This is a genomic window from Aeromonas sp. R2-2 (assembly GCF_040908355.1).
In the GTDB taxonomy this organism is placed as follows: Bacteria; Pseudomonadota; Gammaproteobacteria; order Enterobacterales; family Aeromonadaceae; genus Aeromonas; species Aeromonas veronii.
Map to the genome: position 1 here is coordinate 18,700 of NZ_JBFODQ010000025.1, position 12,003 is coordinate 30,702.

The window sequence follows — 12,003 nt, forward strand, 5'->3', positions numbered from 1 at the left end:
ACTCTCTGACTTGATGTCAGGCGCAGCCGTCGGTGGTTACAACCTCCGTCTCGCTCATGCCGAGCTAACCAAGCCAAACACAGCCCAGCTGGAACACAGGAACCCATTATGAGATTTGAATCGTTCGATTTTGCCCCCGAGATTTTGCGTGCTGTCTCAGATTGCGGTTATCAGGAGATGACCCCTGTGCAGCAACAGGCGATCCCGGCCATTCGCCGTGGCCGCGATGTGCTGGCCAGCGCCCAGACCGGTACCGGCAAGACCGCCGCCTTCGCCCTGCCCATCTTGCAGCGTCTGGTAGACAATCCGGCGCCGGTCCAGCCTTCCAACGCCCGTGTGCTGATCCTGACCCCGACCCGCGAGCTGGCGGCTCAGGTGGCGAGCAACATCAATGACTTCGCCAAGTATCTCGATATCACCACCATCACCATCGTCGGCGGTGGCAAGCAGGACGTGCAGGCCAAGAAGCTCAAAGCGGGCGCTCACATCATTGTGGCCACCCCGGGCCGTCTGCTGGAGCACCTCACCGCCTGCAACCTCAGCCTCTCCGGCGTCGAGTGTCTGGTGATGGATGAAGCGGATCGCATCCTCGACATGGGCTTCAGTGCCGATGTACAGAAGATCCTGCAAGCGGTCAACAAGACCCGTCAAAACCTGCTCTTCTCCGCCACCTTCTCCGATGCGGTGAAAAAGCTGGCCAATCTGATGCTGGACAGACCGCAGATCGTCAGCGTCAACAAGCAGAACTCCACCGCCGACACCGTCAGCCACACCGTCTATCCGGTCGAGCAGAAGCGCAAGCGTGAGCTGCTCTCCGAGCTGATTGGCAAGCAGAACTGGCAGCAGGTGCTGGTGTTCGCCAGTACCCGCGAGAGCTGTGATGTGCTGGTCGAGGAGCTGAACCTCGACGGCATCAAGTCCGCCGTTGTCCATGGCGAGAAGGCCCAGGGCAACCGTCGCCGCGCCCTGCGCGAATTCATGGAAGGCAAAGTACGGGTACTGGTCGCCACCGAAGTGGCCGCCCGTGGTCTGGACATTCCGGATCTGGAATACGTGGTCAACTATGATCTGCCGTTCCTGGCGGAAGATTACGTGCACCGCATCGGTCGTACCGGTCGTGCCGGCAAGCGCGGCATGGCCATCTCCTTCGTCAGCCGTGAAGAGGAGCGTACCCTGCTGGAGATCGAGGCCCTGATCGGCCAGAAGATCCGCCGCATCATGGTACCGGGCTATGAGGTGAGCAGCCGTGACGAGCTGATCAAACAGTTGCAAGAGCGTCGTCGCTTCGGCAAGCGCCCGCAGCGTGAAGATAACGCCGTGGCCCAGGTAATGGCCGAAGCCAAGCTGCAGGGTCAGCGCCTCAAGCGTCTGGCCGCCGCCAAGAAGCCCCGTCAGCCGAAATAAGGCGGGCAGTTGCTCTATTGAACCGCAAAGGCGCCACTGGCGCCTTTGCCATCTCTGTCATCGGTGTTGGCCCCTAGTGGTCAACTCAAGGATTGCTTATGACCTCTCCGACCTACAATCAGGCCCTGTTCGAGATGGCCACCCAGAGCCTGGCCGAACTGGCCCGCACCGCCGAGCAAAAGGCGGGCAAGCGCACTCCGGCGCAAGAGAGCCACTTTCTCTGCACCTGGATGGCCGACTCCCTCAAGGAGAAGCGCTTCTCCCGCCTGGTGATGGAAGATTTGAAAGCTTGGGTGCAGCTTGGCCGCACTCTGGGTGCGGGCGCCGATCTCAAGGGATTGCTGGAGCGCATCGCCTTCCAATACCAGTGCGCCATGACCAATCCGCAGCAATTGGGAGCCAAGCTGGCTGCCCTGCTGGAGGAGCTCTCAGCGGCAGGCTGGCTGGTGCTGACCGAGAGCGAAGTGAACGCCAAGCTGCGCCTGCAATCGGGCGGTCAGGCGAGTCTGGTGGTAAGCCATAGCGAATATGCAGGCCATATCGAGGACGGTGAGCTTGTCAAACCCCTCACCCTCTATGTGCGCGGTGACGAGAAGGTGCTGGCCGAGGCGGCCTTCAAGCACGGCCTGCTGCTGAGCCAGGGCAACAAGAAGACTACCCTGGTCAAACACCACAAGGCCTACCGGCTGATGCCGGACAACGCCCAACCGGCGCTGGCACTGCTGAGCGAGGCTCGCCAAGGCGCCTGATCCCGCCTGTCTTCAGCAATAAAAACGGCAGACCCTTGAGCAGGATCTGCCGTTTTTTATTGTTCGATGTTTGATGATGAGGTTGGGTAGTCGTTTAGCGGATCTTGATGCCAATCTGGCCCGCGTCACACCACTCGAACATCACCTCTTCGCTCTTGCCGCAGCAACTGCCACCACAGACCCGGCTTTCACGCTTGATGACCCGCCCCTTGCGCATCCAGACGCCGAGCATGGCCTCCACCGCATCTTCCGAGGTGTGGAAGTGGCGAGCCAGATCACGCCGGCTTACCTTCTGCTGCGCGGCGAGGTAATCCCCCAGCTCGCGCAGGATCATAAGGTCACCACCTTGCGGGCAACGATGTCACCGTGACGGCGACCGGCCCACCAGAGCAGTACCAGAGAGAGGCCATAGCTGACGATCCAGAACAGGCTCTGCTCCGGGTGAGCGGCGAAGGTCGCCACCTGATAGAAGAGGGTGGCGCACATAAAGGCCATATAGTTGCACCATACCGCCGTCATCAGCGCCCACTGGCGACCGGTTTCCCGCACCAGCGCGCCCATGGCTGCGGCGCAAGGCATGTAGAGCAGCACGAACAAGAGGTAGGCAAAGGCACCGGCCGCCCCGTCGAAGTGGGTCTGCATATTACCGTAGGTGGAAACATCGACCTCCTGCGCCTCGGCGGCAGCTTTCTGGTCGTCGAGGTTGCCAACATCAAGTCCCATGGGGTCGCTCGGGTTGATCTCCGACAGATTGGCCGCCACGGCATCGATCGCTTCGTGGAAACTGGCCACCAGCGAGAACTCGCTCTCCTCCTCTTCATCTGCGCCACCACCGGCGTAGAGGCTGTTGAGGGTACCGACCACCGCCTCTTTGGCGAAGATACCGGTGACGATACCGACCGTGGCCTGCCAGTTGTCATCGCGCACACCGATGGGGTGCAGCACCGGGGTCACCGCCTGGCTGATTTTGCTCAGCACCGAGCTCTCCTGCTCCTGATGGCCAAAGCTGCCATCGGTACCCAGGGAGTTAAGCACGCTCAGCACGGCGACCACCAGCACGATGGTTTTACCGGCGCCAAAGACGAAGGATTTGAGCTTCTGCCAGGTCTTGATGGCCACGTTGACCGGACGCGGCCACTCGTAATCCGGCATCTCCATCAGCATGGAGTCGCTCTTGCCCGGCAGCAGGGTGCTACGCAGCAACAGGCCGGTGAGCACCGCCACCAGAATGCCGATGAGGTAGAGACCGAACACCAGGTTCTGGCCAGACTCGGGGAAGAAAGCCACCGCAAACAGGGCGTAAACCGGCAGACGTGCACCGCACGACATGAAGGGGGCCATAGCGGAGGTCATCAGCCGCTCCCGCTCGGAGTTGAGGGTACGGGTCGCCATCACCGAGGGGACGGTACAACCAAAGCCCATCAGCATCGGCACGAACGCCTTGCCCGGCAGGCCGAGGCGGCGCATCAGAGCATCCACCACGAAGGCGGCACGGGCCAGATAGCCGGAGCTCTCCAGCACCGCGAGGAAGAGATAGAGGCAGCCAATCACCGGAATAAAGGTGGCCACGGTCTGCAAACCAACGCCGAAGCCGTCTGCCAGAATGGCGCCCAGCCACTCGGGGGCATTGACCAGCCCCAGCAGGTGGTGCACCCCATCGACAAACAGGGCGCCGCCCATGATGTCGAAGAAGTCGATAAAGGCGCTGCCGACGTTGATGGCAAACAGGAACATCAGGTACATGACAAACAGGAAGAAGGGGATGCCAATCCAGCGATTGAGCAGCACCCGATCCAGCCACTCGCTCTGGGCCTCGGTGAGCTTGCCCTTCTGCTGACGAGCCTGTTGTACCCACTGGTGGATATGGCCGTAGCGAATATCCGCCAGTTGCAGGTCGATATCCTGTCCCTGATGGGCGCGAGCCACTACATTGGCGGCGGCCGCCTGCTGACCGGGCAGCAGGGTCTCCTGCATCACCGCATCCTCTTCCAGCAGGCGCAGGGCGCGGCCACGGGTAGTGAGGTGATGCGGGGCGAGCAGAGTCTCCAGCTCCGCCAGTTCGGTTTCAAGCGCGTGGCCGTAATCGAGCTGCAAGGCGGCTTGCGGCTGACCGATAAACTGCCGGATCTGCTGCTTGAAGGCGGCAACCTGCTTGCTGTTGTGGGCAGAGAGGGCCACCACCGGGCAACCGAGGGATTTGCCGAGCTTGCTCTCGTCGATGACGATGCGGCGCTTTTGCAGGATATCCAGCTTGTTGAGCACCACCACCATGGGCAGGCCCAGTTCGCGCAGTTGCAGCGTGAGGTAGAGGGAGCGCTCCAGATTGGCGGCGTCGATGACGTTGAGCAGCAGGTCGGGTTGTTGGCCCTGGGCAAAGCGGCTGGCGATCTGCTCGTCCAGACTGCCATCCTGACTGGCCAGGCTATAGATGCCGGGCAGATCCATCAGCTTGAAGTGATGCTCACCCGCGCTGAACTCACCCATCTTCTTGTCGACGGTGACACCACTCCAGTTGCCTACCTGCTGGCGGGCGCCGGTCAGGGCGTTGAACAGGGAGGTCTTGCCGCTATTGGGGTTACCTACCGTTACCAGGGAATAATTCATACCAGCTCTACCTCTATTTTCTTCTGAACCCGCCGCCTGCGTGTGGCAAGCTGCTTTGCAGGTTCGACTTCTTGTCTCTGAACCGCTCCCGGTGACGTTTCTAAACGGGAGCGGCAGCCGAGCAGTGGGTTATACCGGCTCGACTTCTATTTGCTGGGCCAGACTCTTTTGCATGGAGAGACAGATCCCCTGGCACTGGATCTGGAGCGGGTCCCCCAGGGGGGCGGAGCGCAGATAGATGACTTCAGTCTGGGGCAACAGGCCCATCACCATCAGTTTGCGGCGCAGCGGCCGGGCGAGCTGATTCATATTCTTGATGCGAGCACTCTGTCCCGGTGACAACTGCGTGAGTACCATGACTGACTCCTGAAGTTAAATAATAATAATTCGCTTTTACTTGGGGCATTATAAGCTGTGTCTTCAACTTTTATTTGAGTAAAATCAAACTCCGCTTAGCTAACCCATAAAGTAATGCCATGAGTCACGACAACAACAGCCGCCTCGTTTACAGCACAGATGGCGGCATGATCAAGGAGCAGAGCGCTCCCCAATCCGCCTCCCCCTTCCCCACCGACGGCACCGTGCGCATTCGCCGCGAGACCAAGGGGCGCAAGGGTGCCGGTGTGATCACCATTCATGGCGTACCCGCCGATCAGCAAAAATCCCTGGCCACCCTGCTCAAGAAAAAGTGCGGCACCGGAGGCGGTATCAAGGAGGGAGTGATCGAGATCCAGGGGGATAAACGGGACCTGATCAAAACCGAGTTGGAGAAAGCCGGTTTCAGCGTCAAGCTGGTGGGTGGCTGATCCCCTTGTCACTCATGCGGTTTTTCCCTAGAATGCCTGCTCCCATCGAGGGGGAGTAGTCTCGCACGCCGGCGCCATCCATTGCATGAATACCGGTTTGCGACCCTGATCAACATACTTGGTGCCAAATCACCATGGTCAGGGTGATCCATGCCAGCCATGGATTTGACAAGACCTTTGACGGGCCAGTGCCAATACCGGGGACGGATGGCGCAGGCTTGTCTTTGGTTTATAACAATTCCGTCCCCCGGTCATTTTTATGGAAGCCTTGTTAACCTCAACCCTCAGCGTCGCCATTGCCGAAATCGGCGATAAAACCCAGCTGTTGGCGTTGCTGCTCATCTGCCGTTTTCGCAAGCCCTGGCCCATCATCGCCGGCATGCTGGCGGCTACCCTGCTCAACCATGCGGGCGCTGCTTGGATTGGTGAGTTCATCAGCCGCTGGCTCGATCCCAAGATAATGACCTGGCTGGTCGCCATCGCCTTTATCGCCATGGCTATCTGGATTTTGGTGCCGGACAAGATGGATGACGAGGAGAGCCCGCTGGATAAATACGGCCCCTTTATGGCCACCTTCGTGCTCTTCTTTATTGCCGAGATCGGCGACAAGACCCAGATCGCCACCGTGCTGCTGGCCGCCAAGTATGACTCGCTGGTGCAGGTCATTACCGGGACCACCCTCGGCATGATGCTGGCCAACGTGCCTGTGGTGCTGATCGGCAAGCTGGGGGCAGACAAGCTGCCGCTCAAGGGGATCCGCATCGCCTGTGCCATCCTCTTCGTCGGCCTCGGGGTGAGCACTCTGATCTTTGCCTGATCGCCTTTTCCGCTGCTCAAGCCCTCCCCTGTGGAGGGCTTTTTTGTTTGCTGCTGTGTCTATTGCGTAATCCGCTGTCGCACCACCAGCCGTAGAGCCAAGGGGCAGTGCACGGTTGCGGGTGCCTCATGCCATAATGGGGCAAACCTCGTGGAGTCCCCCCATGCACAACGTATCAAGAGAGACACTTCTCGAATGGGTCAAACAGGGACGGCTGGCGCCAGAGAAGCTGATGGACGCCCTGACCCTCACCGATCTTCCCCCCCATCCGGCGCGCTGGCAGTGGCTGTTTGACCGGCTGCTGCTCTGGCTCGGTGCCCTCTGCATCGGGGCTGGCCTCATCTTCTTCGTCGCCTTCAACTGGCAAGAGCTGGGCCGGGTCTCCCGCCTCGCCCTGCTGGAGTCACCGCTGCTCGCCATGCTGCTTCTGCTGTGGCGAAAGCCCCTTGGGGATACCCCCCGTCAGGCGCTGCTGCTCGCCATCGCCCTCAATATCGGCGCCCTGCTGGCGCTGGTGGGTCAGACCTACCAGACCGGCGCCGATCCCTGGCAGCTGTTCGCCACCTGGGCGCTGATGCTGGTGCCACTGGCGCTATTTGGCCAAAGCCCCCTGCTCTGGACCTTAAGCTGGCTGCTCGGCCAGCTGGCGCTGGTGCTCTACTGGCGGCTCGGTTTGTTCACGTTCTTCTTTACCTTCGATGAAGAGGGATTGGGCTGGTGCCTTACCTTGCTCAACGCCGCCCTCTGGGGTCTGCTTCTGCTGGCGCCAAACCGCTGGCGCCTGATGCCAAGCTGGCTGGCGGGCCTGGCTGCCGGTCTGGGAGCTACCCTGCTCACCCTGCTGGCGCTGTTTGATGCAGCCTCCCCGCTGGTGTGGCCGCTCTGGCTTGGCTGGCTCGCTGCGGCCTACGCCCTGTGGCATCACAGATTTATCGCCGGACTCGCCATGGGGTGCCTCAGTCTGATTGCCGTCATCCTCGCCACCCTTGGTAAATGGATGGAACCCGATATAAACGGCTTTTTGCTGCTGAGCCTGATCGCCATCGGTCTTTCGGTCACCGCCGCCCGCTGGCTGCAACAACAACGGAGGTCTCATGAGTGATCTGACCCTTTGGCAAGCACTGCAGCAGGCCAATCTGGTGGAGGGGGAGATGCCCCGTGATACCCAACCCCACTGGTCGAGCCGCTTTCTGCTCGGGCTGGTGGGCTGGATTGCCGCCCTGTTCCTGCTCTTTTTCCTGTTTCTCACCTTCGAGCAGCTGACCCGCGAGGCCAACAGCGCCCTGCTGCTGGGGGCCGTGCTGCTGGCGGGGGCCTATGCCCTCAACCGCAGCCAAAGCGGCGATCTCTGGGATCAGTTCGTGCTGGCCCTCACCCTGGCGGCCGATGCCTGGCTGCTCTATGGCCTGCTCGATCAGCTGGATCTCCATCACGCTCTGCTCTGGTTTGGGTTGTGCCTGCTCTCCCTTGCCATCGCCGTGCTGTTCGATCACTGGCTGGTGCGGCTGTTTCACAGCGTGGCGGCGGCACTGCTGCTCACTCTTGGCCTTGCCTGCCTCGGGCTGCAACTGCTGGCGCTGCCGCTGGTGATGGCGGCCATCACCTTCTGCTGGCTGCGGGCAGATAGGGATCCAGAGCGCCACCAGCTCAACCACTCCATCACGCTGGGGCTGGCCCTCTCGCTGCTGGTGCTGGGCCGTCTGCACCATCCGCTGTGGGATGGCGGCAGCAGCGTGCTGGACGAGCTGGGGCTGTCCCGCCTGCCGCTCTGGATCAATCCCCTGCTCTGCGCCGCCCTGCTGCTGGCGGTGATGATGAAGCTCAAGCTCCCCCTGCTGTTTGGCCTGCCGCTGGTGCTGATCAGCGCCATCATCCCCGGTATGGGGGCGGGCGCACTGGTGCTGATCCTCGGGTTTTATGCCGGCAGTCTGGGGCTGATGACTCTCTCAGCCCTGCTGCTGCTCGGCTATGGCTCGCTCTATTACTACGATCTGGGGCTCACCCTGATGACCAAATCCTGGCTGCTGCTGGGCTCCGGCATCCTGCTACTGGGTGCCCGCCAGCTGCTCACCACCTTCGCGGCAAGGAGCGATTCATGAAACCTGTGACCCGACAGCTCGCCCTGTTGCTGAGCTGCCTCGCCCTCCTGGCAGGCATCAATGCCACCGTCTGGCGCTATGAGCACGCCATGAGCAGCGGCGAAGTGGTGCTGCTGCGGCTCGCTCCGGTCGATCCCCGCTCCCTGATGCAGGGGGATTATATGCGGCTCAACTACGAAATTGCCCGCGAGCTGACCAGCCGCGACGCCCAAACTACTCAAAACAAGGGCAGCGACACCCTGGTGATCCGCCTCGATGCCCATCAGGTGGCCAGTCTGGTGGCCGATGGCAAACCGGATCGGCTCGCCAGCGATGAGCGGCTATTGCAGGTGCACCAGAGCGAGCGGCAGTGGCAGATCGGCCCCGATGCCTACTTCTTTGAAGAGGGCACAGGAGAGCAGTACGAAGCGGCCCGCTACGGCGAGTTCCGGCTGCAAGCGGATGGCAAGACCCTGCTGGTGGGGCTGCGGGATGAGGCCTACCAGCCCATCGGGCAGATCCGCGCCCGCTGGTAACGGCCGTGAGTGGCTATTTACTCTGTTCATGGTCACACTCAAGGGAAGGTTGATCGCTAAGGATGTTCCCAATGAGGATATGGCTGATCTGTCATCTGTTGCTGCTCTGCTGGGCCTCGACGGCCCGGGCTGATCTGGGCAAGCTCGAGTACCTCACCGAAGAGTACCCCCCCTACAACTTCAGCGATCCGCAAGGCCAGCCCACCGGCCTTGCGGTCGATCTGCTGCAGATGATCTGGCAACACAGCGGCGTGACACCCCAGCCGGTGCGCATCCTGCCCTGGGCGCGAGGTTATTACTTGCTAACCCAGAAGCCCAACGTGGTGCTCTTCTCCACCGCCCGCACCCAGGCCCGGGAGGATCTCTTCAAGTGGGTCTGCCCCATCGGCTACTCGGAGTACATACTGCTGGGCCGCAAAGCGCAGAACATCACCCTGACCGCCTTCGAACAGATGAGCCAGTACAAGATCAGCGCGGTGCGCTCGGACGCCGCCGAGCAGCTGCTGCTCAACAACGGCATGGATGACAACAACATCATCCCGGCCAACCGCCTGTCGCAGGGGTTGAAGATGCTGCTCTCCGGCCGCGCCGACCTGCTCGCCACCAGCAAGCTGGCGGGATATGACGCCATCCGCGAATTGAAGCTGAGCAGCGACGACTTCAACGTGGCCATGGTGCTGAGCGCAGAGCAGCTCTGCTACGCCTTCAGCCGTCAGGTGCCCGACAGCGAGATCACCCTCTTTCAGCAGGGCCTGACCCGCGCCCTCGCCTCGGAAGAGTTTCGCAAATTGCAGGCCAAATACCTGCCGGTGCGCTGAGCACTCACTCACCCGCTGGGCAGCAGTTCGCTGCCCATTTTATTGATGAAAGATGCAATAGAGGTGGCTAGCTATTCCCGCCGCAAGCAGTCAAACTGGGCTACATAGTTGATTGTGAAGGATCTTTCCCGTGCGGACATGGCACCTACCTCATCTGCTACTGCTCCTGTGGGCCACCTTCGCGCAGGCCGATCCGGGCAAGCTCGAGTATCTGAGCGAAATCTCTCCCCCGTTTAATTTCAGCGACCAGCAAGGGATGCCAACCGGATTGTCGGTGGAGCTGATGCAGCTTATCTGGAAAGCGCGGGGCGTATCGCCCCAGCCCATCCGCATTCTGCCGTGGGCCCGGGGCTACAACCTGCTGCAACAAAAACCCAATGTGGTGCTGTTTGCCACCGCCCGCACCCCGCAGCGGGAAGCACTCTTCAAGTGGGCCTGCCCCATCGATCACTCGGAGTTTGTGCTGCTGGGGCGCAAGGCGGACAACATCACCCTAGGCTCCGTGGCCGAGATCAGCCGCTACAAGGTCGGCGTGGTGCGCTCTACCGTCTCCAAACAGCTGCTGCTCGAACGCGGTATCGATGAACGCCAGCTGATGCTGGCCAATCGCCTCACCCAGGCGGCCAAAATGCTCACCTCAGGTCGCGCCGATCTCTTTGCGACCAACAAGCTGGCGGGCTATCAAACCCTGCAACAACTGGGCTTCAAGCCGGATGACTTTCATGTCGCCTTCGTGCTGGATGCCAGACCGCTCTGCTACGCCTTCAGCCGTCAGGTGCCCGACAGCGAGGTCGCCCTCTTTCAGCAGGCGCTGACCCACGTCGTCGCCTCGGCGGATTTCTCGGCCCTGCAAGCCAAATACCTGCCGCTGCGCTAATGCCCTGATCGCCGCCAACATAGGGCGCAAGATGGCGGCATGCGCCCGCGCTTTTTTGCCAAACATGCTCCGTCGCCTTGGCGAAATCAGCCAGCTTGGTCACACTTGAGCAGATATTCCCTTGATCAGGATGGCAAAAATGAAACCATGGATTGGATTGGCCGGGGCGCTGCTGGCCACCCTCGCACAGGCGAGTCCTGAGCTTGGCAAACTGCACTACATCACCGAAGAGTACAAACCCTACAACTACGCCGATGCCAGCGGCGCCCCCACCGGCCTCGCAGTCGAGCTGCTGCAACTGGTGTGGAAAAAGACCAATACGCCAGCGCAGCCCGTCACCATCATGCCGTGGGCGCGCGGCTACTACCTGCTGACCCAAAAGCCCAATGCGGTGCTCTTCTCCACCGCCCGCACCCAGGCGCGGGACCCCCTGTTCAAGTGGGCCTGCCCCATCGGGTATGCCGAGATCGTGCTGGTGGGGCTGGCCGATCGCAATATCACCATCACCAAGCTCGACGATGCCAAGACGTTCAATATCGGCGCGGTACGGGCCGATGTGGGGGAGCAACTGCTGCTCAACAACGGCTTTGACGAGACCAAACTGATGGCCGCCAACCGGCTGGCACAGGCGCTCAAGATGCTCACCTCCGGCCGGGTCGATCTGGTCTCCACCAACAAGACCACCATGGAGCAGCTGATCGTCGAACAAAAACTCGACCCCGCCCGCTTCAAGGAGCAGTGGGTACTGAGCTCCGAGCAGTTCTGCTTCGCCTTCAGCCATCCGGTGAGCGACGAGCTGGTCAAGGAGTTCCAGACCGGCTTGACCCAGGTGCTGGCGAGCAGCGAATACCCGCTGCTGCACAGCAAATACTTCCCTACCCCCGCCGCCAAATAGCGGCGTCGAGCGCCAACAACAAGGGGCCCACCGCGGGCCCCTTCGCTTTTTTCCGTTTGCACTCTCCTTCTTTACCGTTTGCGCTTCACTCTTTTTTTACCGTTTGCACGCCTCTCGCAGCGTCCCCCCACCGCCCTGCCAGCTCCAAGCCCGACAACCAACAACTAATCGCTAATTAATAAAAGTTTGTGCCAGCGCAAAAAACCACTCTTTTCTGATAGTTAGCTCATCAAAACCATAGATAAGACCACTCTGGCTCCGTAATATGGCGACGGGCGTCTGTTGACCCCTTTTCCGAGATCAATGGTCAACGGCGCAATCTGGTAGCGAGAGTCAGGGGCGGTAGCGACTTTAGCGTAGGGTCGATTAGCGAAGCGTAATCGTCCGCGGTAACCGTCCCCTCTCCCCTTGCGGGAGAG

General features: G+C 60.9%; 13 protein-coding genes. 10 read left to right on the forward strand and 3 right to left on the reverse strand.

Features of this window, described 5'->3' with window-relative positions; translation table 11 throughout:
- The first annotated feature begins 108 nt into the window (after positions 1-108).
- The gene (locus tag AB5Z09_RS04605; protein WP_005337380.1) at positions 109-1,404 is read left to right on the forward strand and encodes a DEAD/DEAH box helicase; all 1,296 of its coding nucleotides are present in this window, start codon (positions 109-111) and stop codon (positions 1,402-1,404) included.
- A 98-nt stretch (positions 1,405-1,502) separates the two neighbouring features.
- Positions 1,503-2,153 carry a DUF2913 family protein gene (locus tag AB5Z09_RS04610; RefSeq protein WP_368194730.1) on the forward strand — a complete coding sequence of 217 codons (651 nt, stop codon included), beginning with the start codon at positions 1,503-1,505 and terminating at the stop codon, positions 2,151-2,153.
- A gap of 94 nt (positions 2,154-2,247) precedes the next feature.
- Here AB5Z09_RS04610 and AB5Z09_RS04615 read toward each other — a convergent pair whose 3' ends face one another.
- The 3 genes from AB5Z09_RS04615 to AB5Z09_RS04625 all read right to left on the reverse strand — a co-directional run bounded on the left by AB5Z09_RS04615 (position 2,248) and on the right by AB5Z09_RS04625 (position 5,114).
- Positions 2,248-2,487: a FeoC-like transcriptional regulator gene (locus AB5Z09_RS04615; RefSeq protein WP_005350974.1), complete on the reverse strand. Its 240-nt coding sequence runs from the start codon at positions 2,485-2,487 to the stop codon at positions 2,248-2,250.
- Entirely contained in the window at positions 2,484-4,757 is a 2,274-nt protein-coding gene (gene feoB, locus AB5Z09_RS04620; protein WP_368194731.1) for a Fe(2+) transporter permease subunit FeoB, read from the reverse strand. The genes AB5Z09_RS04615 and feoB overlap by 4 nt, the downstream gene beginning before the upstream one ends.
- A gap of 129 nt (positions 4,758-4,886) precedes the next feature.
- On the reverse strand, positions 4,887-5,114 hold the full coding sequence (locus tag AB5Z09_RS04625; protein ID WP_005337384.1) for a FeoA family protein: 228 nt from the start codon (positions 5,112-5,114) through the stop codon (positions 4,887-4,889).
- A gap of 119 nt (positions 5,115-5,233) precedes the next feature.
- Here AB5Z09_RS04625 and AB5Z09_RS04630 point away from each other — a divergent pair, with 119 nt between their 5' ends.
- The 8 genes from AB5Z09_RS04630 (at position 5,234) to AB5Z09_RS04665 (ending at position 11,584) form a co-directional block, all read left to right on the forward strand.
- Complete coding sequence (locus AB5Z09_RS04630) at positions 5,234-5,563, forward strand: translation initiation factor (protein WP_005337385.1); 330 nt, start codon at positions 5,234-5,236, stop codon at positions 5,561-5,563.
- A gap of 259 nt (positions 5,564-5,822) precedes the next feature.
- Complete coding sequence (locus tag AB5Z09_RS04635) at positions 5,823-6,380, forward strand: TMEM165/GDT1 family protein (RefSeq protein WP_005346773.1); 558 nt, start codon at positions 5,823-5,825, stop codon at positions 6,378-6,380.
- Positions 6,381-6,543: 163 nt separating this feature from the next.
- Positions 6,544-7,482, forward strand: a complete 939-nt coding sequence (locus AB5Z09_RS04640) for a DUF2157 domain-containing protein (RefSeq protein ID WP_368194732.1) — start codon at positions 6,544-6,546, stop codon at positions 7,480-7,482.
- Positions 7,475-8,479, forward strand: a complete 1,005-nt coding sequence (locus AB5Z09_RS04645; protein WP_201957577.1) for a DUF4401 domain-containing protein — start codon at positions 7,475-7,477, stop codon at positions 8,477-8,479. The genes AB5Z09_RS04640 and AB5Z09_RS04645 overlap by 8 nt, the downstream gene beginning before the upstream one ends.
- Entirely contained in the window at positions 8,476-8,994 is a 519-nt protein-coding gene (locus tag AB5Z09_RS04650; RefSeq protein WP_201957580.1) for a GDYXXLXY domain-containing protein, read from the forward strand. Before AB5Z09_RS04645 ends, AB5Z09_RS04650 begins: the two co-directional genes overlap by 4 nt.
- Positions 8,995-9,065: 71 nt before the next feature.
- The gene (locus tag AB5Z09_RS04655) at positions 9,066-9,812 is read left to right on the forward strand and encodes an ABC transporter substrate-binding protein (RefSeq protein WP_076494799.1); all 747 of its coding nucleotides are present in this window, start codon (positions 9,066-9,068) and stop codon (positions 9,810-9,812) included.
- Between the two features lie 130 nt (positions 9,813-9,942).
- On the forward strand, positions 9,943-10,689 hold the full coding sequence (locus tag AB5Z09_RS04660) for an ABC transporter substrate-binding protein (protein ID WP_058056167.1): 747 nt from the start codon (positions 9,943-9,945) through the stop codon (positions 10,687-10,689).
- Positions 10,690-10,828: 139 nt separating this feature from the next.
- On the forward strand, positions 10,829-11,584 hold the full coding sequence (locus AB5Z09_RS04665; protein ID WP_075115588.1) for an ABC transporter substrate-binding protein: 756 nt from the start codon (positions 10,829-10,831) through the stop codon (positions 11,582-11,584).
- Positions 11,585-12,003: the final 419 nt, after the last annotated feature.

Bases quoted from the DNA above. Each gene is read 5' to 3' on its own strand.
- AB5Z09_RS04650 (WP_201957580.1), top strand. From the start codon at position 8,476: ATGAAACCTGTGACCCGACAGCTCGCCCTGTTGCTGAGCTGCCTCGCC.
- AB5Z09_RS04630 (WP_005337385.1), top strand. From the start codon at position 5,234: ATGAGTCACGACAACAACAGCCGCCTCGTTTACAGCACAGATGGCGGC.
- AB5Z09_RS04640 (WP_368194732.1), top strand. From the start codon at position 6,544: ATGCACAACGTATCAAGAGAGACACTTCTCGAATGGGTCAAACAGGGA.
- AB5Z09_RS04615 (WP_005350974.1), bottom strand. From the start codon at position 2,487: ATGATCCTGCGCGAGCTGGGGGATTACCTCGCCGCGCAGCAGAAGGTA.
- feoB (WP_368194731.1), bottom strand. From the start codon at position 4,757: ATGAATTATTCCCTGGTAACGGTAGGTAACCCCAATAGCGGCAAGACC.
- AB5Z09_RS04605 (WP_005337380.1), top strand. From the start codon at position 109: ATGAGATTTGAATCGTTCGATTTTGCCCCCGAGATTTTGCGTGCTGTC.
- AB5Z09_RS04635 (WP_005346773.1), top strand. From the start codon at position 5,823: ATGGAAGCCTTGTTAACCTCAACCCTCAGCGTCGCCATTGCCGAAATC.
- AB5Z09_RS04645 (WP_201957577.1), top strand. From the start codon at position 7,475: ATGAGTGATCTGACCCTTTGGCAAGCACTGCAGCAGGCCAATCTGGTG.
- AB5Z09_RS04625 (WP_005337384.1), bottom strand. From the start codon at position 5,114: ATGGTACTCACGCAGTTGTCACCGGGACAGAGTGCTCGCATCAAGAAT.
- AB5Z09_RS04655 (WP_076494799.1), top strand. From the start codon at position 9,066: ATGAGGATATGGCTGATCTGTCATCTGTTGCTGCTCTGCTGGGCCTCG.
- AB5Z09_RS04610 (WP_368194730.1), top strand. From the start codon at position 1,503: ATGACCTCTCCGACCTACAATCAGGCCCTGTTCGAGATGGCCACCCAG.
- AB5Z09_RS04665 (WP_075115588.1), top strand. From the start codon at position 10,829: ATGAAACCATGGATTGGATTGGCCGGGGCGCTGCTGGCCACCCTCGCA.